Consider the following 18,922-nt stretch of genomic DNA (forward strand, 5'->3'; position numbering starts at 1 on the left):
TGTGGAGCAGGGGCTGCAGGACGCTTAGGGTTTCAGGCAGTTGAGGCCGCTAAAACCTCGAACGTTACCTTTGCGTTGGCCTGTAGTCGCTTCAGCAGGTCGCCATCCATCAGGCTCGACGGTGTCCAGAACCCGCCCGCGACATCCTCTGCCACATCAAAGGCAAGACATTCCGCCGCCTGGGCGAGCATTCGGCTGGTGGAACCATATCCCGGATCACCCTGACCGGTTACCTTGACCGTCAGGCTCTCACCACCCTCCGTGGTGCCAATAAATCGCAGGTCGTAGAAGCCTTTTTGCTGGGCTGTCTGGTCCGGCCCCTCGCCGGATTCTGGCAGCACGAACCGTTCCAGGGCCCAGCGGGTGGGCTTAATGGCGGTGGCCAGGGCAAATCCACCCATGGCACCGGCCACAGCCAGCGCCCTTCCCCGTCCTTTCAGGCCACGCCCGGTCATCATGGCTTCGTCATACTGGAACTCGGTTCCGTAACGGGCATCAAGTAACGCGTTGGAACGGTGCACCACGCGGGTATTGATGGCGGCCATCAGAAACGGCGCCACCCAGCATTCCAGGTCCTGGTCGAATTCTGCTGCCTTGACGTTGGGCTGGCGGGTAACCGAGCGATGGTCCGGAGGACACAGGGAAAACGGGTTGGCCAACTCCTTGCGCAGGGCCTTGTTGGAGGCCGCTTCCCGGATCACGTTCATCAGGCTTGCCACGGTACCGCCTGAAAGACCTCCTTTGGCCGCCTTCACACGCATTTTCACCCGCTGACAGGGCTGGCCGAAGCGGGAGATGGCTTCCTGCTGCAGGAACCACACCCCCATGTCCGAGGGAATGGAATCAAACCCACAGCAATGGACGATGCGTGCTCCGGTGATCTTTGCCCGCTCCTCGTACAGTTGGATCATCCGTCGTATCCACTGTACTTCACCGGTCAGGTCACAGTAATCAGTGCCGGTTTCCACGCAGGCCCTTACCAGGGGTTCGCCATGAAGTGCGTAGGGTCCGACTGTCGAAACCACGACCCGGGTCTGTTCACACATCGCAGTCAGCGAATCCTCATCGCTCGCGTCCGCAATCACCATGGGCAGGTTAACTGCCGCCGGCCCGAGTTCGTCTTTAAGCCTGTCCAGCTTCGCCTTGGAGCGACCGGCGATGGCCCAGCGTACCGGTTGCTGCCCCTGGGCGCCCTGCCCGTCATCCCCGTGTCCAAAACCGTGCCGCTCAGCCATCCGGCGAGTGAGGATCTTTCCGACAAAGCTGGTGGCGCCGAACAGCACAATATCGAACGGGGTTTCCATGGCGATTGCTCCTTTGTGAACAGTGGTTATCAATGAACATGAACCGGGAGTCTGCAAGGATAGCAGAGCGAACCCGGGCATGGAGTAAGCGGGATGGTTCTTTGTGACAGGAACAAAAAAGGGGCGCCCGCAAGCGCCCCTTTTTCTGTCGAAGCAAGCCCTTACAGGACTTTCTTCAGTTCCTCTTCAAGCTGGGGAACGGCTTCGAACAGGTCCGCCACCAGACCGTAGTCGGCTACCTGGAAGATCGGCGCTTCTTCGTCCTTGTTGATTGCAACGATCACCTTGGAGTCGCCCATACCGGCCAGGTGCTGAATGGCACCGGAGATGCCCACGGCAACATACAGCTGCGGAGCAACGATCTTGCCGGTCTGACCGACCTGCATGTCGTTGGGCACGAAGCCGGCATCAACAGCCGCGCGAGATGCGCCAACTGCGGCACCCAGCAGGTCAGCAACCTGCTCCAGCATCTTGAAGTTCTCGCCGTTCTGCATGCCACGACCACCGGAGATAACGATGGAGGCGCTTGCCAGGTCCGGACGGTCAGACTTGGCCAGTTCTTCGTTAACAAAGGAAGAAAGACCAGCGTCCTTGACCACATCCAGGTTCTCGACAGCCGCGGAACCGCCTTCTCCGGCGACCGGATCAAATGCGGTTGGGCGAACAGTGATTACCTTGGTGCTGTCCTTGGACTTGACGGTCGCGATGGCGTTACCGGCATAGATCGGACGAACGAAGGTGTCAGCGTCCACAACGCCCATGATGTCGGAGACCTGGGCAACGTCCAGCAGCGCAGCAACCCGCGGCATGAAGTCTTTGCCGGTGGTGCCGGCAGCGGCCATGATGTGGCTGTAGCCCTTGCCAACTTCAGCGACCAGCTCGCCCAGGTTCTCACCCAGGTTGTGACCGTAGGCGGCGTTGTCGGCGACCAGCACCTTGCTGACGCCATCGGCCTTGGCAGCCTGTTCGGCAACCGCACCGCAGTTCTCGCCGGCAACCAGAACGTCGATATCGCCGCCGATTTCCTTGGCAGCAGCCAGGACACTCAGGGTAGCCTGCTTGAGGCTGCTGTTATCGTGTTCAGCAAATACCAGGATGCTCATTTAGATCACCTTCGCTTCGTTCTTCAGTTTGTCGACCAGCTGGGCTACGTCTTCTACCTTGATGCCAGCCTTGCGGGCAGCAGGCGCTTCCACTTTGACGGTTTCCAGGCGTGGTGCAATATCGACACCCAGATCTGCCGGAGTCGTGCCTTCGAGCGGCTTCTTCTTGGCCTTCATAATGTTCGGCAGAGAAGCGTACCGTGGCTCGTTCAGACGAAGGTCAGTGGTAACAACAGCCGGCAGGTTCAGGGAGACGGTCATCAGGCCGCCGTCAACCTCACGGGTCACGTTGACCTTTTCACCCTCGACAGCAACTTCGGAAGCGAAGGTACCCTGGGCCATACCGGTCAGGGCGGCCAGCATCTGGCCAGTCTGGTTGTTGTCGGAGTCGATGGACTGCTTGCCGAGGATAACCAGCTTCGGCTCTTCCTTCTCGACAACCGCCTTGAGCAGCTTGGCAGCTTCAAGGGACTGGACTTCTTCGTCTGTCTCCACGTGGATACCGCGGTCAGCACCCAGGGCCAGGGCTGTGCGGATCTGCTCCTGGGCAGCCTTCGGGCCAATGGATACCACCACAATCTCGCTGGCGACGCCCTTTTCCTTCAGGCGAACCGCTTCTTCAACCGCGATTTCACAGAAGGGGTTCATCGCCATCTTGACGTTGGCAAGATCAACACCGGAGTTGTCCGGCTTGACGCGAACCTTCACGTTGTAGTCGATAACTCGTTTTACAGCGACCAGAACCTTCATAGATTCCTCGTTCTTCTACGATGGGTTTAATGACTCGTAATCAGAAAGACTCTCGCCTGAACCACCCGGGAACAAACCGCCAGGCTGGTAACGCCAGAGTATTCATGATTCCTGTCGCTCCGACCGCTCGCGAAGCCGCGGCCGAACCTTGATTCAAACAGCAAAAACTCCATTGGACCTGCTGTCAGGGCGCCATAATACTGAAGGCAAAGACCCGGTGGGTCAATAGCAAATGCAGCATCACGGCGGCTTTGCAAGGCATTTCAGGGATTTTTTCCGGTGTTTTTCCGCCTGGCATGTTCTGTTTTTGGCCCTGAAAAGCCGTTTTTGGTTTCATTTTTGAAACACTGTTTCGCAACTTATGGTATAATTCGCTTTGCTTGCTATCCGGTTGCTTTCACTAAACGGTTCCGTAACCGGAGTGTTCGAACGATGCCAGAAAGCGGCACCACTTTCAAACGATCGTTTGAACTGAGGAAAAAGCAGGTTAAACTGTCGTTTAACAGCCAGTTGTCCGGTAACATGTCCGTTTTGCCCTGAGCGCGGGCACGCTATGCCGACCCTGGTCGCTAACATGTGACGTGTTCAGCAAACCATTAAAGATGAAGGGACAGACGCAGTGAGTGCCCGGCGCATCATCTGCCCCGGCTGAATCCGGTCGGCGCCCGAACGTGCCAGATTCCTTCTGTTCAACTGATGAGAAGTTTGAGGAGACCAACGTGGAACGCGAATCAATGGAATTTGATGTTCTGATCGTCGGCGGGGGGCCTGCCGGTCTCTCGGCAGCCTGTCGCACCATGCAACTGGCCCAGGAAGCCGGCGAGGAACTGACCGTCTGTGTCGTCGAGAAAGGCTCCGAGATCGGTGCCCATATCCTCGCCGGTACGGTGTTTGAACCCACCGCCCTGAATGAACTCTTCCCGGACTGGAAAGAGCGCGGCGCCCCCCTGAACACCCCGGTCACCCGGGACGACATCTTCCTGATGAAGAGTCAGGACAAGGCCACCAAGATCCCCAATGCTTTCGTTCCCAAGAACATGCACAACGAAGGCAACTACATCATCAGTCTGGGCAACCTGTGCCGTTGGCTGGCCGAGCAGGCTGAAGCCCTTGGAGTTGAGGTTTATCCTGGCTTCCCTGCTGCCGAGACCATTGTCGAAGACGGCCAGGTAAAAGGAATCATTACCGGTGACATGGGCGTAGCTCGCGATGGCGGGCAGAAAGACGGCTACATGCCGGGTATGGAACTGCGCGCCAAGTACACCCTGTTCACTGAAGGATGCCGCGGTCATCTGGGCAAGCGCCTGATCAACGACTTCAAGCTGGATGAAGGCAAGGATCCGCAGCATTACGGGATCGGCATCAAGGAACTGTGGGACATCGACCCGGAGAAGCATGAGCCGGGCCTGGTAGTTCACTCCACCGGCTGGCCGCTGAATGAATCCGGGAGCACTGGCGGTTCTTTCCTGTACCACCTGGAAAATGGTCAGGTCTACGTGGGCCTGATCACTGACCTGTCCTACAGCAACCCGCATGTGAGCCCGTTCCACGAAATGCAGCGGCTCAAGACGCATCCGGAGATAAGGAAGTATCTGGAAGGTGGCAAGCGCGTGTCCTATGGCGCGCGAGCCATCACCAAGGGTGGCCTGAACTCCTTGCCGAAAATGAGCTTCCCGGGTGGCCTGCTGCTGGGCTGTGACGCCGGTACCCTGAACTTCTCCAAGATCAAGGGCTCTCACACCGCCATGAAGTCCGGCATTCTGGGTGCCGAGGCCGTGTTCGAGGCACTGAAGGACGGCAAGAACGGCGAGGAAATCAGCAGCTTCCAGGAGCGTTTCGAGAACAGCTGGCTTTACAAAGAGCTGTTCAAGGAGCACAACTTCGGTCCGGCCATGCACAAGTTCGGTCATATCGGCGGTGGTGCCATCGCCTTTATCGAGCAGAATATCCTTGGCCGTCCGCTGCCCATGACCTTCCATGACACGGTGGCGGACTACGCCACCATGAAGCCGGCGGACCAGTGCAAGAAAATCGATTACCCGAAGCCGGACAATACCCTGACCTTCGACAAGCTCTCCTCGGTGTTCATTTCCAACACCAACCATGAGGAAGATCAGCCGATTCACCTGAGGCTGAAGGATCCGTCGATTCCCATCGAGCACAATCTGCCCAAGTACGACGAGCCAGCGCAGCGTTACTGCCCGGCCGGCGTGTACGAGGTAGTAGAGGCCGAGGACGGCAGTGGCAAGAAGTTCCAGATCAATGCCCAGAACTGTGTTCACTGCAAGACCTGCGATATCAAGGACCCGGCCCAGAACATCACCTGGGTCACGCCGGAAGGTGGCGGTGGTCCCAACTATCCGAACATGTAAGAACGGATCGGATAGCAGCAAAGCAAGGCCGGGGTTCGCTCCGGCCTTTTTTGCGCCCGTAAAATACGCTCACCCTTCCCGGCCACGAGGCGGTGGCGGCCGGCTTTTGTGCGGACATAAAAAAACGGCCCCCGCAGGAGCCGCTTTCTATGTAACCTTGACGCAAGCCATCAGTGCACGTGACCGTGCTCCTGCTCTTCGTCGGTTGCCGGACGGGTTTCTACCACTTCCACGTCAAAGTGGAGGGTTTCGCCGGCCAGCGGGTGGTTTGCATCAATAGTGACGGTTTCGTCGTTTACTTCAACAACACGAACAATCTGGGGGCCACCCGGAGTCTGCGCCTGGAACTGCATACCCGGCTCAATGGTGTCGACACCCTCAAACGCGGAGCGCGGAACCGGCTGGATCAGTTCGTCGTTCTTCTCGCCGTAACCTTCGGCCGGGTCGACGGATACCTTGACCTGGTCGCCAGAATCCTTTTCGGTCAGCGCGCTTTCCAGCCCGCCAATGATGTTCTGTGCACCTTCCAGATACGACAGTGGCTCACGACCTTCCACGCGGGAGGAGTCCAGCTCTTCTCCCTGATCATTGGTCAGTGTGTAGTGAATGGTAACAACGCGAGGTTGGGCCATGGTTTCTCCTTGCATGTCGCAATGACTGTAAATGTAAAAACGGATGATCGATGATCTTGAACAGTCGGACTGCACAGAGGAACTAACGACCACCGGGCCTCGTTAGAGAGCCGGGCTCGGTAACAAGATCTAAAAGACAGTCTAACAAGGGTCAGACTGCGTTTTCTACCGTGTTGCCCCCATTGGTGGAGCCGGGCTGGCGTATTTCAACCGTTACCTACCGGAAAAAATTCACCATTGCTCCAGACACCGAGTGCAGCGCTTTCACCGGAGGGCTGCTCCACCAGGAGGTCCGCCAGTTCATAATAGGCGGCGGTAACCAGCCTCGCTTCCAGGCCGCGCCGAACGTGGACCACCGGACGCGGGCTGCCGTCGCTGTCATAGGTACCCACTTCCAGGGGGTGGTCCTGTCCCAGCAGCAGGCGCTCGCCGAAATTGGTGGTTACTGCCAGTACCTGGCTGTCGCCAGTACCAGCGACTTCCAGGCTGTGAGCCAGTAGCGGTGTGTCTTCTACCTGGATGCGCCACTTCTCTACCGGCGTAACCAGGTAGTACTCACCGTCATCCTCACGCCGAAGGATGGTCGAGAAAAGGCGCGGAATCGCTTCACGCTGAATCAGCTCACCTTCGTGATACCAGTTTCCATCGCGGGCGATTCGTATATCGATATCGCCGGAAAGCTCCGGGTTCCATTTTTCGATGGGTGGCAGACTGGCACCTTCAGCGGCGGCTTTCACCTGATCTACAAGACGTTTCGGGTCCTGGCTCATGGGTCTCTCCTGCAGGGTGTATGAAACGGTGCGGGAAACAGTAATCTTATCAAGTAGAAATGGGGCCGGACACGGGAAGTTGCAACCCGTCATCGGGTCCTGTCACAAGGCCGCCTGGCACTCAGGCGTGGTCAGCCATCAGGGCAGGAACTGGGCTTTCAGATCGGCGCAGCCGGGGCCCACCACCGGCATTTCGAGGGCGATAGCCTGACTCGTCATGAACGGAATGCCCTGGCGATGGGCATCCACAAGCAGTGTTGCCAGGGCACCAACCAGGGGCATGTGGGAGACGATCAGCAAACGAGTTGCCGGCGACTCTTCCAGCAGCGCATCGAGGCAGAGGCCCGGGTCGTCATCCGGTGCCAGGAAGGGTTTCTCGGTGACCCGGCAGTTTAGGATCTCGGAAGCGATTGCGGCGGTCTGGCGGGCGCGAACCAATGAGCTGCACCAGATCTCCCGGGGACGCCAGGGGGACTCTGCGATCTGGTGAACCACCCTGCCCGTTCCATAGCGCCCTGCCTCGGTGAGTTCGCGCTGCTGGTCAACGGAGTGCCAGCCAGCTTCGCCATGGCGCATCACCAGCACTTTCACGACTCAGCCCTGCCCTGCCAGGGTTCTGGGGAGAATGAATTCCACATCAGAGTTCTGGACAGCGGTCATCAGGCCATTGATAACGGCCTTGATGGAGGCGCCACCGTAGAGGATGTCATAGAGGCCCCGCACCAGTGGCATGTAGATGCCCACGTCCTCGGCCTTTTCCTTGACCAGTAGCAAGGTGTGGATGCCCTCGGCCACCTGGCCAAGCTCCGCTACAGCGTCTTCCAGGCGGGCGCCCTTGCCTACCGCATAACCCACCCGGAAGTTCCGGCTCTTGGACGAGGTACAGGTTACGACCAGGTCGCCTATACCAGCCAGTCCCATAAAGGTCATGGGATTCGCGCCCAGGCTCACCGCAAAGCGGCTCATCTCGGCAAGGCTACGGGTGAGCAACATGGCTCGGGCGTTTTCGCCCAGATCCAGCGCTGCCCCCATTCCCGCCACGACGGCATAGATATTCTTGAGCGCCCCCGATAGCTCGACCCCGTAGATGTCGACATTCGCGTAGACCCGGAAATAATCACAGCCCAGCAACTCTTGGACGGTTCGCCTTACGTCCGGGTCTTTTGCCGCAATCACCGTTGCGGTCAACTCCCGGTTGACGATTTCCGCTGCCAGGTTGGGGCCACTCAATACACCGATGCGCGTACGGGGGATTTCTTCCTGCAGTATTTCGCTCATCAGCCTGAAACCGTCCCGCTCAATCCCCTTGGTCAGACTGATGACGATCTGGTTCGGCCGGAAATCGCCCGCATGGGCACGAATGACCTCGCGGAAGGCCTTGCTGGGAATGGCGACAAACACGATCTCGGCGTTCGCGAGGGTCTCGGCAAAGCGGGTGGTTGGCAGGAGGTCGCCCTCAATGCGGACATCGGGCATGTAACGGCTATTGGTGCGATTCTCCTTCAACTCCTGGACTTGCTGCTCGTCCCGCATCCAGAAATGGACACGGTGGCCGTTCTCACACAACACCTTGGCCATGGCAGTGCCAAAGCTGCCCCCCCCGAGGACGGCAACGTCGTGTTTACTTCCAGGTAATTGGGAAGGGTTTGCGGAGGTGTGCCCGTTACCGGGCCGTGTAGTTTCAGACATAGTGCTTCCGTATCGGCCCTGTCGTGTCATTGGGCGTAGCTGGCGTCTGCGCTGAACTCAGCCCGTGTCCTCACACTCCAGGGCCCGAACCAGGTTGTGAAACTCTTCCCGGTTGCGGCTGTTCAGCCCCATCAGCACACGGTGGGCATCCAGTACCTTATCCCGAACCTCCTGCTCACTGGCACGTAGCACGGGGATCTCTTCGAGTTCCTCGATACGCGAGGCAGGCTCGCGCACAATAATGAAAATCCGGTCAAACCCCATCGATGTAATGATTCGGGTAATATCCGGATTGGTTGAAATCAGGGTCGGCAGAAAATGGCTCTGCCTCTTGGCGGCCATGGCGATCTTGGCCAGCAGGCCGAGGGTGGTGCTGTCGATCACCTCGGTTTCGGTCAGATCGATAACCACGGTCTTGAACGCAGGATCCGATGTGATGGATTCCACCAGGTTATCCAGCGTCGAGCACAGGTTGAGACGGATTTCTCCAATAAACTTGAGGACGTAGATCCCCTGCTTCTCAGCCTGCAGAATCTTGTAGCCAGCCATGTCTTCTACTGCCAGTCGTTCGACAAAACGGAAACGCCCGGTGAGTCTGCCTCACCTGGCCCCCGCCGGCTTCCCGGCATCAGTGACCGATACACCTTGCAGATCGGGGTCGGTCAGCCTTATATCGCTAACCGACATGATCGCGATGTCGTCAGGAAGCTCTGACTTACCTTCAAGGTGCAGAGCCTCGCTCAACGATGCGATAGTGTGACGGCCTCCCGATATGAGTTCAAGTAGTTGCTGTTCCTTTTTATCCAGATTTTCCGCGTCCAGTACTTCCAGTATACCGTCCGAAAACAGAAACAGATGAAACGGGCCTGGCAGGGGTACTTCATACTCCTCCCATTCCGGCTCCTCGAACAGGCCTACCGGCAAACCGGACCCTTCCAGGAAACGGGTTTCGCCATCATCGAAGTCGATCACCGGCATCGGAAAGTGCGCCCCCACAGCGTAGCGCAGGCTGCGTCTCGAGGCCGAGATAATGCCCACAAACACGGTAACATGCTTGCCCAGCCCGGTATCCAGCAGCTCCGAGTTGATGCGCTGGAGAAACCGCTCCGGATACAGTATGTCGTCGGAAGAGCCGCGGCGCAGGTTACGCTGCAGCCGGTTGGTCAGGTTCTTGAGCAGTACGGTGACGAAGGCGGAGCTGGCACCATGGCCTGATACGTCCGCGATGTAGACCAGGGTTTCATCTTCTGATATCCGGAAGTAGTCAAGAAAGTCGCCGCTCAGGAACAGGGACGGCTTGATCAGGTGGTCGATGGCCAGGCCGTTGAGGATCACCTGGTGGTCGGGCAGCATCTTCATCTGCACCTTGCGCCCTGCCCGCTGGTCTGCCCGTAACTCGGAAATACCTTCCCGCAGGTCGGAGTTGGCCTCTTCCAGTTCCTGGCGGTATAGCTGATTAAGCCGATGTATCCTTACCCGGTCAAACAGCCGGCCCAGCACGTCTTCCACCACAGATTTGTCAGAGAGCGGCTTGAGAATGAAGTCCGCCGCCCCGGCACGCAGCGCCTCGATGACCTGATCGGCCTCGGTAACCCGGGAATAGGCAATCAGGGGAAGGAAGCCCCCCTCGTCTTTCAGGCACACGGTCAGTTCGTTGATGATGGCCGGCGGCAGGTCCGCGAAGATGACGTCCGGCGGCCGGTCGTCGAACAGCCGGCGGGCCTCTGCGATATTGGCATAACCGTGCACATAGAAGCCCCGCGAAACCAGGTAGCGGTCCAGGTCTGCCCTGGCGGCCTCGTCCGGATCAATAATCAATATGCGCTCGGTGCGCGCTGTCATGCTCTGGCCTTTATCGTTCGCGGTCTTGTTCTGGATAAGCCACTGCTTATACCGGGTATTCTGGCACGGTGGTGTGATATAACAAGTACCACAATGTTTTCCTGCGAGGTTTAACCATGCGCAAGGCGGTGAATGATCTTCTCGGAGCCTATGACAAGATCATTATGGATCCGGTTCACGGGGGCATACCCCTATATCGCCATGAAATACAGGTTATCGACCACCCGCTGTTCCAGCGGCTTCGCAATATCTGCCAGAATGACATCCTGAGTCTGGTGTTTCCGGGCGCCACCCATTCCCGTTTTCTGCACAGTGTCGGGGTCATGCATGTGGGTGGGCGCATGTTCCGCGCCATGATTGACGCCTATCTCCGTGAGCGCCAGCTCAGCGAGCAGGTGGACCTCACCCTGAGCCAGCTGGACGCCATAGACTACCTGGCGAAAACCATTCGCCTGGGCTGCCTGCTCCATGACAGTGGCCACTCCAGTTTCTCCCACCAGTTTACCCAGGCCCGGCGTATCCATGAGCTGATGGCACAACCGGGACGGTTTGAGCAACTCTGGGAAGGCGCTGACTACCGGGCCTATTTTCGCGCACCGCCGGAAGAGCTGGAGCATGAACACTACTCCGTGCGGGTCGCCCACGACATTCTGACCAGCATCGACCTGGAGGCGGCCGGTCTTTACGTACAGGACGTGATGGGCATCATGGAAACCACCGAGGTAACCCCCAGCGAGGCCTTCTCCCGCCACGCCCATACCTTCTGGGAGTTTATCGCCGGGGAAGATTCGGAGGCAGGCCGTCTCCGCAGGGCCGATATTCCGGCCCTGGTGATGAACATGCTGTCATCGATAGTGTCCGGCGAAATCGACGCTGACCGGGCGGACTACATGCTCCGGGACGGCTTTCACTCCTCTGTGACGATCGGCGGTTTCAACCTGGACCACCTGCTCAGCAACCTGCGCTTTGGCTGGGACACCCGCACCCCCTGGCTGGGGCTGGCAATTACCCACAAAGGGCTCGGGGCGCTGGAAGACTTTGTCTACAGCCGCCACCAGATGTACCGCAAGGTCTACGCCCACAAGACGGCCCTGGGTTTTGACTGGTTGTTGCGGGAAGCCATCAACGAGGCGCTGGAAGACCCGGAAATCTTCGACTGGGTGAACACCTGCCTCAGCGACATGCAGTATTTTGCCGACCTGACCGACAGCTTCTTCTGGGAAGCCTTCCGCCGCATTGCCCGCCGTCGCCCGGCAAGCTACTCCCGGTGCATCGTGGACCGGGTCAAGCTGCGGCACCTGGATACCCGGGAGAACCTGGAGCCGGACGAGATCGGCGCCCACCGACGCTGGCTCGCCCGGGAGTTGCAGTTGCCGCCGGCAGACGTCGTGACCTGCACCATGAGGGCTAAGTTTTCACGCATTGGGGCGAATTTCGATGGCATCCAGGTGCTGGTCCGGGACCCGGTCAGCCGCCGCCGAAGCCTGCGGCGCATCACTGATGTCAGCGCTTTCTTTGGCAAGTTTGGCGACGGCACCATTACCCATTTCTATCTCAGGCCACAGGATGTGACCGAGGCAACGGGCAACACCGGCTGATCAGAGCCCCTGAACCAGGCCGAGGGACGCCAGCCGGCTGACAAGGCCGTCCGCACTGTTGAATGCGCCCTCCACACGGCCACCATCCAGCCAGTCGCCGGCAATCGCAATTCGTTCACCCTGGAACCACAGGTGACCCGGGCCCGTTCTGGCCTTTGGGCGGGCGTATAGCCAGCGGTGGACGTTCACCGTGCCCGGGGCGGCAGTGATGTCGCCATACTGGTGGAACTCTTTCAGTAACTGGTCAGCTACCTGGTCCGGGGCGGCCTCTGTGTTTGCATCGGACCAGTCCGGGTCGCCGTGCAGCACCCACCACTCGCCCTCGTCCTGGCGTCCGGGTTTACTGGAGTTGTTGGCTGCCCAGTTCAGCAGCGGGCTGTTGGGCATAAGCGCCTCGAAGTCAGCACCGGCGCCTTCGGGGAAGTACGCCATGACTGTCCAGCAGGCCTGCATGCGGCTGATCTGCAGGTTGAAGTCATTGGCCAGCATCGACAGGCCACTGTCCTTGAGCAGATCGATGGTCTGGGCCGGTGGCGGTGTCAGCAGCACCGTATCAAAGCCTTCGTAGACCCGGCCTTCCGTATCGGTCAGTCGCCACAGGTCATCCCCATCCCGGTCAAGGCTCGCAATCCGGACTCCGGCCCGTACTGCCAGCCCGGAAGAGAGTGAGCGGGTGATGGCAGACATGCGCGGAATGCCCACATAGCGCTCCGCCGGCCGCATGCTCTGCCAGCCGTTATCGGCGCCTTGATACCGGAACCGACCACCCCATGTGCCCCAGCACCCGGTGCCGGCATGGTCCGTCAGGAATTGCCGGAACGCCGGGTTACGGATGGTGAAATACTGGGCACCAATATCCGCCGAGCTGTCCGCCGGTTTGCTGAGGCGCTTTGAGGCCATACGACCGCCGGGGCCACGGCCTTTTTCGAACAGGGTAACGTCTACGCCGGCTGCCGCCAGCTTGCGGGCGGCGGTCAGGCCGGCCAGCCCTGAACCAACGATAGCCAGCCGTCGTATAACAGTCTGTGAGTCTTGCGTATCAATCATGATTTCCCAAACATCCGATACAGGGGTCGGTTACGTAAGAATGCCAGCAGTCCCGCACCGAAACAGTGACTGCAGACCATGCCCGCTTCAACAGCCAAAAAGGTTTTACCTGTATGACCAGAGTCCAGTCCTGGCTAACGGACATTCTGAGATGGTTCGATTCCGAGGCCGGATCGGATCAACTCGATCTGACTTCCCGACGCTTCAGCATGCTCAGGGTGATGCCTTTCGTGGCTCTGCACCTGGCCTGCTTCCTGGCGCTCCTCACCGGTGTGAGCACCTTTGCGATACTGTTTGCTGTCGCGTTCTTTGCACTTCGCATGTTCGCCATCACCGGTTTCTACCACCGGTACTTTTCACACAAGACCTTCAGGACCACCCGTAGCTGGCAACTGGTTTTCGCCATTCTCGGTGCCAGTGCCGCCCAGCGGGGTCCGCTCTGGTGGGCAGCCCACCACCGCCACCACCACCAGCATTCGGACCGGGAGGAAGACCTCCACTCTCCCCACCAGGGCGGTTTCTGGTGGTCCCATGTGGGCTGGTTTACCTGCGATGCGGCCTTCCGGACCGAGGAGCGCCGGGTCAAGGACTGGCTGCGCTACCCTGAGCTGCGATTCATTAACCGCTTCGATGCCCTTGTTCCTGCTGTCTTCGCGGTCGCCATTTACGCCCTGGGTGAGGCGCTCGCTGCCTGGGCCCCCGGGCTTGGCACCAACGGGCTTCAGTTGCTGGTCTGGGGATTCTTTATTTCGACGGTGGCGCTGTTCCACGCCACGGTGTCCATCAACTCCCTGTCCCATGTCTGGGGTTCCCGCCGGTTCGAGACCGCTGACGACAGCCGTAACAACTTCTGGCTGGCACTGATCACCTTTGGCGAGGGCTGGCACAATAACCATCACCGCTGGCCCCAGTCGGCCCGTCAGGGATTCCGCTGGTACGAGATCGACCTGACCTACTACGGACTCTGGCTGCTGTCCAAGGCCGGTATCATCCATGACCTTAAACCGGTTCCGGAGTCCATCCGTGAAGAAACCCGTCGTCTTGATCTGCAGCGGAGGAGCTCATGAGCATCCCTGGCACTACGGCTACGGCCACTGACATTTACCAGAACGAAGCCGTGCCGGCCACGGTGGAGCGCTTTCAGCGATTGTTCAACACCCTGTCTTCGGGTAACGTGACCGGCCTGGCCGAGGTCTACAGTAACAACATCCGCTTTACTGACCCCTTTGGAGCAGTGAACGGCAGAAAGGCGCTCCAGGCCTATTTTGAAAAAGTGTACACCAACGTCCGCTCCTGCCGGTTCGACTTTACGGAGGTCATCATCAGCGGTGACCAGGCCTGCCTTGCCTGGGTCATGCACCTGGAACATCCCAGGCTGCGACGGGGCCGGCAAATCACCGTGCACGGCATGAGCCACCTCACTATTCATGGAGGGCGCGTGCAGTTCCACCGGGACTACTTCGACGGTGCAGAACTGCTCTACGGCAACCTGCCGGTGCTGGGTGGTGCCATTCGCTGGGTCCGGAATTACGCCACATGAGCGGCTTCCTGCGTTCTGCCTCCCGGGTCTGGCTGACCGGTGCCACTTCCGGCATCGGCGAAGCCCTTGCCCGGCGATTGATCCACGATGGCCATTCGCTGGTGGTGACCGGCCGACGCCAGTCGGCCCTGGATGAGCTGGTCACCCTGGCTCCGGACCGGGTGGACAGCGCACGGGCGGATACCACCAACCTATCAGAGCTGGATCAGGTCGGGTCTACCCTGGCTGATGCAGCCTCCCTGGACCTGGCTATTCTGAACGCCGGAACCTGTGAATATCTTGATGTGAGTCAGTTCGACAGTGAGCTGATCCGGCGCAATATTGAAACCAACGTGATGGGTACCGTCCTCTCCGTGGAACGGGCCTTGCCCCACCTGCGCCGGACACGGGAACTGGGTCGCCCTGCAGCGGTGGCGATCGTTGGTTCGTCAGCCTGGTGGTTTCCCTTCGGGAGGGCGGAAGGCTACGGGGCTTCCAAGGCGGCCCTGGCCTATTTTGCCCAGTCTCTGCGGGCCGATCTGGCCCGGGAAGGCATTGAGGTTTTCCTGGTATCCCCGGGCTTTGTAAAGACCCCGCTCACCGATCGCAACGACTTTCCCATGCCCTTCCTGATCGAGGCAGACGATGCTGCCGGGCGAATCATTGCAGGCCTGCAGAAGGGGCATCACTCCATCGAATTCCCGAAGCGGTTCACCTGGACACTGCGTCTGCTGGGTAACCTGCCACAGGGCGTTATTGACCGGATGGCCGCACGCATGGCCAGAAACACATCCCAGGAATCCTGATCAACATGAGCAACACCCCCCAGCGTATCGCGGTTATCGGCGCCGGCGTTTCCGGTCTGACGGCCGCCTGGCTACTTTCCGAGAAGCATGAGGTCTCGCTGTTTGAAGCGGGCAACTACGCCGGCGGCCATACCAACACCCGCATGGTCAGCGCCGGCGGCCGGGAGTGGCCGGTGAACACCGGATTCATCGTCTTTAATGACTGGACTTACCCGAACTTTATCCGGCTTATGGACAGGCTCGGCGTGGCCTCCGAAGAAAGCGACATGAGCTTCAGCGTGGACTCGCCGGCCAACGGCCTGCAGTACAACGGCACCAGCCTGAACACCTTGTTTGCCCAGCGCCGGAACATTGCCAACCTGCCCTTTCTGAAAATGATCCGGGAGATTCTCCGGTTCAACCGGCAGACCCGGGCAGACCTGGACGCCGGCACCCTGGATGACCAGGAAACCCTCGGCCACTACCTGGACCGGCACGGCTTTTCCGGCTACTTCCGCAGCTATTACATCGTCCCCATGGGGTCGGCGATCTGGTCCGCCCCGGAGGTTGTTCTGGAGCAGTTTCCTATCCGGTTCTTCCTCCAGTTCTTCAATAACCACGGCATGCTCTCAGTGGATGACCGCCCCCAATGGCGGGTGATTTCCGGCGGTTCGGCCACCTATGTAAACCGGATGATGGATCGCCTGGGGGACCGAACCTGGCTTAACAGCCCTGTTGAGTCCGTCACCCGGGACGCGTCCGGTGTTACCCTGCGGGTCCATGGCACGGACTATCGCTTTGATCAGGTGATCTTCGGATGCCATAGCGACCAGGCCCTGGCCATGCTGAGGGATCCCACCGAACAGGAGCGCGCAATCCTGTCGGCCATCCCGTACCAGGATAATGATGTGGTGCTGCATACCGACAGCCGGCTGCTGCCTGCCAACCGTCGCGCCTGGGCAGCCTGGAACTACTATATTCCACTGAAACCGGACCAGCCGGTATCGGTCACCTATAACATGAACATCCTGCAGAATTTCCACGACGCCCCGGAGACCTTCTGTGTCACCCTCAATCGCGGACACGATATCGACCCGGAACGGGTCATAGACCGCTATACCTATGCCCACCCGGTATTCTCAATGGCCGGCGTGGCGGCGCAGCAGCGCTATGGTGAGATTGGTAACCAGAACCACACCCATTACTGTGGTGCCTACTGGTTCAACGGGTTCCATGAAGATGGCGTGCGCAGCGCATTGCGGGTAGCGCAGGCGTTCGGGGTGTCACTGTGAACCAGCCCCCTGCCCTGGCCAGTAGCTGGCTGTCCGGCACGGTAAGGCACCGGCGCCGGTCTCCGGTCAGCCATGAATTCGAGTACCGGACCGGCATGCTGGCCCTGAACCTCGCTGACTGGCAGGCGTTCGACCGGCTGGGGCCACTGGTATCGGTGGAAAGACCCAACGTGCTGTCCCTGCGTCGCCGGGACTACCTAGACCCCCATGTGCCAGACCTGCAGCAGGCCGTGAGGGACCGGGTCGAAGCCGCGACCGGGTGGCGTCCGGACGGACCGATCGAACTGATCACCCATCCCCGGCACTTCGGCTATGTATTCAACCCCGTCAGTTTCTATTTTTGCTATGGCAACGGCGACGAACCGGGTGCAGGCGCAGTTCCACGAGTGATCCTGGCCCAGATTACCAACACGCCCTGGCATGAACGGCATGTGTACTGCCTGGAAGTCGGTAATACGGCCGCTGGCAGTAACGGCTGGCAATCGGTAAAGGCCGGATTCGACAAACGCTTCCACGTGTCTCCCTTCAACCCCATGGAGCAAGGCTATCAGTGGACCTTCAGTTTCCGGGGACCGGAACTGCGTATCCATATGACCGTGAACAGTGCAGGTCCTGACCCGGAAGCGAAAAACCGGGTTTTCGATGCCACCCTGGTGGTCCGCCGTACCCCCCTGACTCGTAAAACAGTTAACAGGAGCCTGCTGCACTTCCCAGTGGAGTCATTCAAGGTCATCGCCGGCATCTACTGGCATGCACTGAGACTGAAGCTCAAGGGAGTGCCCTTCCACACCCATCCGGACAAATTGCCGGTGGATCATCCCAGCCGCGGGCTGGGACGGGACGACCGGGGCCGCGAGAGTCTGCCTTCCGGGTCGGCTCAGGGTGTGCCAGGGGCAGATGGTTCCGTCAGCGATTCCGTTACGAGGATTACTTCATGGAGAACGTAGAAAACCGCACCACCAGCCAGGCACCCCGTTCGCCGTCGCTGGTGACCCGCATTGCCCGTCAACTGGTTTGCAGCCAGCTGGGGCAGCTCGGGGCCGGGCAACTGGTGGTACGTGAACCGGGGTATCCGGAGCAGGTGTTCGGTGACGGTGATCAGCGCTGGCCCGCCGCCCGTCTGGACATTTATGATGGGTCTGCCTGGCGGGATCTGCTCACCGGCGGCGGTATCGGGGCTGCAGAGGCCTTCGTGGCGGGTGACTGGAGCTCGCCGGATCTGACCGCGCTGCTGCGCTTCTTCACTCGCAACGTGGACAGGATGAATGCCTTTGAAGACCGCTTTGCCTGGGTAACGAAACCGGCCCTCAAAGGACTCCACTGGCTCAACCGTAATACCCCGACCGGTTCGCGGAAGAACATTTCCGCCCATTATGACCTGGGTAACGAACTGTTCCAGTTGTTCCTGGACCCGACCATGATGTATTCGTCGGCGGTCTACCCCACCGAAGACAGCACACTGGACGAGGCCGCGGTCTACAAACTGGACCTGATCTGCCGCAAGCTAGACCTCAAACCCGGCGATCGGGTGATCGAGATCGGTACCGGCTGGGGTGGCTTTGCCATCCATGCGGCCAGACATTATGGCTGCCATGTCACCACCACGACCATTTCCAGCGAACAGCTGGCCCTGGCCCGGGAGCGGGTAGAGGCAGAAGGCCTGCACAACCGGATCACCCTGCTGTTCGATGATTACCGGGATCTTGAAGGCCAGTTCGACAAGCTGGTGTCAATCGAAATGATTGAGGCGGTGGGCCCGCAGTTTCTCGACAGCTATCTCAGCCAGATCAGCCGGCTGCTGAAACCCGACGGCCTGGCCCTGATACAGGCAATCACCATGCCGGAGCAGCGCTACCGCCGAGCCCTGAAAAATGTCGATTTCATTCAGCGCTATATCTTCCCGGGCAGCTTCATCCCGTCCTTCGGCGCCATCCTGGAGTCCATGGGCCAACAGAGCGACCTGGTGATGACCCATGCGGAAGATCACGGCTTTCATTACGCCCGCACCCTGCGGGACTGGCACGACCGGTTCCTGGCCAGCACGCCGGAACTGGACAGACTGGGTTATGACGAGTCCTTCCGACGGCTCTGGCAGTTTTACTTCGCCTACTGCGAGGCGGGTTTCAGTGAACGGGCCATCGGTGTGAACCAGATCCTGATGGCCAGGCCCCATAACAAACGGGCCCACCTGATCGCGGACTCCGTCAGAGGCTGATGCC

General features: G+C 59.5%; 18 protein-coding genes. 8 read left to right on the top strand and 10 right to left on the bottom strand.

Translation table 11 applies throughout. The features are described 5' to 3' along the window. Positions 1–32: 32 nt before the first annotated feature. The 3 genes from ACESMZ_RS07305 to ACESMZ_RS07315 all read right to left on the bottom strand — a co-directional run bounded on the left by ACESMZ_RS07305 (position 33) and on the right by ACESMZ_RS07315 (position 3,157). The gene (locus tag ACESMZ_RS07305) at positions 33–1,304 is read right to left on the bottom strand and encodes a saccharopine dehydrogenase family protein (protein WP_372958225.1); all 1,272 of its coding nucleotides are present in this window, start codon (positions 1,302–1,304) and stop codon (positions 33–35) included. Between the two features lie 161 nt (positions 1,305–1,465). Further along, complete coding sequence (locus tag ACESMZ_RS07310; protein ID WP_372958226.1) at positions 1,466–2,407, bottom strand: electron transfer flavoprotein subunit alpha/FixB family protein; 942 nt, start codon at positions 2,405–2,407, stop codon at positions 1,466–1,468. After that, complete coding sequence (locus tag ACESMZ_RS07315) at positions 2,408–3,157, bottom strand: electron transfer flavoprotein subunit beta/FixA family protein (RefSeq protein ID WP_372958227.1); 750 nt, start codon at positions 3,155–3,157, stop codon at positions 2,408–2,410. 719 nt (positions 3,158–3,876) lie between these two features. Between ACESMZ_RS07315 and ACESMZ_RS07320 the strand changes: the two genes are divergently transcribed. Beyond that, positions 3,877–5,529: an electron transfer flavoprotein-ubiquinone oxidoreductase gene (locus tag ACESMZ_RS07320; protein WP_372972414.1), complete on the top strand. Its 1,653-nt coding sequence runs from the start codon at positions 3,877–3,879 to the stop codon at positions 5,527–5,529. A 170-nt stretch (positions 5,530–5,699) separates the two neighbouring features. On the opposite strand, the gene ACESMZ_RS07325 is transcribed toward ACESMZ_RS07320, so the two are convergent. The 6 genes from ACESMZ_RS07325 to ACESMZ_RS07350 all read right to left on the bottom strand — a co-directional run bounded on the left by ACESMZ_RS07325 (position 5,700) and on the right by ACESMZ_RS07350 (position 10,462). After that, complete coding sequence (locus ACESMZ_RS07325) at positions 5,700–6,161, bottom strand: peptidylprolyl isomerase (protein ID WP_091850469.1); 462 nt, start codon at positions 6,159–6,161, stop codon at positions 5,700–5,702. Positions 6,162–6,367: 206 nt separating this feature from the next. Then, entirely contained in the window at positions 6,368–6,931 is a 564-nt protein-coding gene (locus tag ACESMZ_RS07330) for a DUF1285 domain-containing protein (RefSeq protein ID WP_372972415.1), read from the bottom strand. Positions 6,932–7,069: 138 nt separating this feature from the next. Beyond that, positions 7,070–7,522 (bottom strand): SixA phosphatase family protein, encoded by a 453-nt coding sequence (locus tag ACESMZ_RS07335; protein ID WP_372972416.1) that lies wholly within the window; start codon positions 7,520–7,522, stop codon positions 7,070–7,072. 3 nt (positions 7,523–7,525) lie between these two features. Further along, positions 7,526–8,620: an NAD(P)H-dependent glycerol-3-phosphate dehydrogenase gene (locus ACESMZ_RS07340; protein ID WP_372972417.1), complete on the bottom strand. Its 1,095-nt coding sequence runs from the start codon at positions 8,618–8,620 to the stop codon at positions 7,526–7,528. A gap of 57 nt (positions 8,621–8,677) precedes the next feature. Next, positions 8,678–9,169 (bottom strand): STAS domain-containing protein, encoded by a 492-nt coding sequence (locus ACESMZ_RS07345; RefSeq protein WP_091850461.1) that lies wholly within the window; start codon positions 9,167–9,169, stop codon positions 8,678–8,680. Between the two features lie 51 nt (positions 9,170–9,220). Next, positions 9,221–10,462 (bottom strand): PP2C family protein-serine/threonine phosphatase, encoded by a 1,242-nt coding sequence (locus tag ACESMZ_RS07350; RefSeq protein WP_372958233.1) that lies wholly within the window; start codon positions 10,460–10,462, stop codon positions 9,221–9,223. Positions 10,463–10,578: 116 nt separating this feature from the next. Here ACESMZ_RS07350 and ACESMZ_RS07355 point away from each other — a divergent pair, with 116 nt between their 5' ends. After that, positions 10,579–12,060: an HD domain-containing protein gene (locus ACESMZ_RS07355; RefSeq protein WP_372972418.1), complete on the top strand. Its 1,482-nt coding sequence runs from the start codon at positions 10,579–10,581 to the stop codon at positions 12,058–12,060. Here the strand turns inward: ACESMZ_RS07355 and ACESMZ_RS07360 are convergent, their stop codons facing one another. Then, positions 12,061–13,107 carry an NAD(P)/FAD-dependent oxidoreductase gene (locus ACESMZ_RS07360; protein ID WP_372972419.1) on the bottom strand — a complete coding sequence of 349 codons (1,047 nt, stop codon included), beginning with the start codon at positions 13,105–13,107 and terminating at the stop codon, positions 12,061–12,063. It lies immediately after the preceding gene. A gap of 113 nt (positions 13,108–13,220) precedes the next feature. On the opposite strand from ACESMZ_RS07360, the gene ACESMZ_RS07365 reads away from it, so the two are divergent. Genes ACESMZ_RS07365 through ACESMZ_RS07390 form a run of 6 tightly spaced genes read left to right on the top strand, consistent with a single transcriptional unit; the run spans position 13,221 to position 18,918 of the window. Beyond that, a complete protein-coding gene (locus ACESMZ_RS07365) occupies positions 13,221–14,174 on the top strand; it encodes an acyl-CoA desaturase (protein ID WP_372958236.1) in 954 nt (317 codons plus the stop codon). Continuing rightward, positions 14,171–14,647: a nuclear transport factor 2 family protein gene (locus ACESMZ_RS07370; protein WP_372958237.1), complete on the top strand. Its 477-nt coding sequence runs from the start codon at positions 14,171–14,173 to the stop codon at positions 14,645–14,647. Before ACESMZ_RS07365 ends, ACESMZ_RS07370 begins: the two co-directional genes overlap by 4 nt. Beyond that, on the top strand, positions 14,644–15,432 hold the full coding sequence (locus ACESMZ_RS07375) for an SDR family NAD(P)-dependent oxidoreductase (protein ID WP_372958238.1): 789 nt from the start codon (positions 14,644–14,646) through the stop codon (positions 15,430–15,432). The genes ACESMZ_RS07370 and ACESMZ_RS07375 overlap by 4 nt, the downstream gene beginning before the upstream one ends. A 5-nt stretch (positions 15,433–15,437) precedes the next feature. Continuing rightward, positions 15,438–16,703, top strand: coding sequence for an NAD(P)/FAD-dependent oxidoreductase (locus ACESMZ_RS07380; protein ID WP_372958239.1), 1,266 nt, complete (start codon positions 15,438–15,440; stop codon positions 16,701–16,703). Next, positions 16,700–17,650, top strand: a complete 951-nt coding sequence (locus ACESMZ_RS07385) for a DUF1365 domain-containing protein (protein WP_372958240.1) — start codon at positions 16,700–16,702, stop codon at positions 17,648–17,650. The genes ACESMZ_RS07380 and ACESMZ_RS07385 overlap by 4 nt, the downstream gene beginning before the upstream one ends. After that, the gene (locus ACESMZ_RS07390) at positions 17,638–18,918 is read left to right on the top strand and encodes a class I SAM-dependent methyltransferase (protein WP_372958241.1); all 1,281 of its coding nucleotides are present in this window, start codon (positions 17,638–17,640) and stop codon (positions 18,916–18,918) included. Before ACESMZ_RS07385 ends, ACESMZ_RS07390 begins: the two co-directional genes overlap by 13 nt. Positions 18,919–18,922: the final 4 nt, after the last annotated feature.

It is taken from the genome of Marinobacter sp., assembly GCF_041690615.1.
Taxonomy (GTDB): domain Bacteria; phylum Pseudomonadota; class Gammaproteobacteria; order Pseudomonadales; family Oleiphilaceae; genus Marinobacter.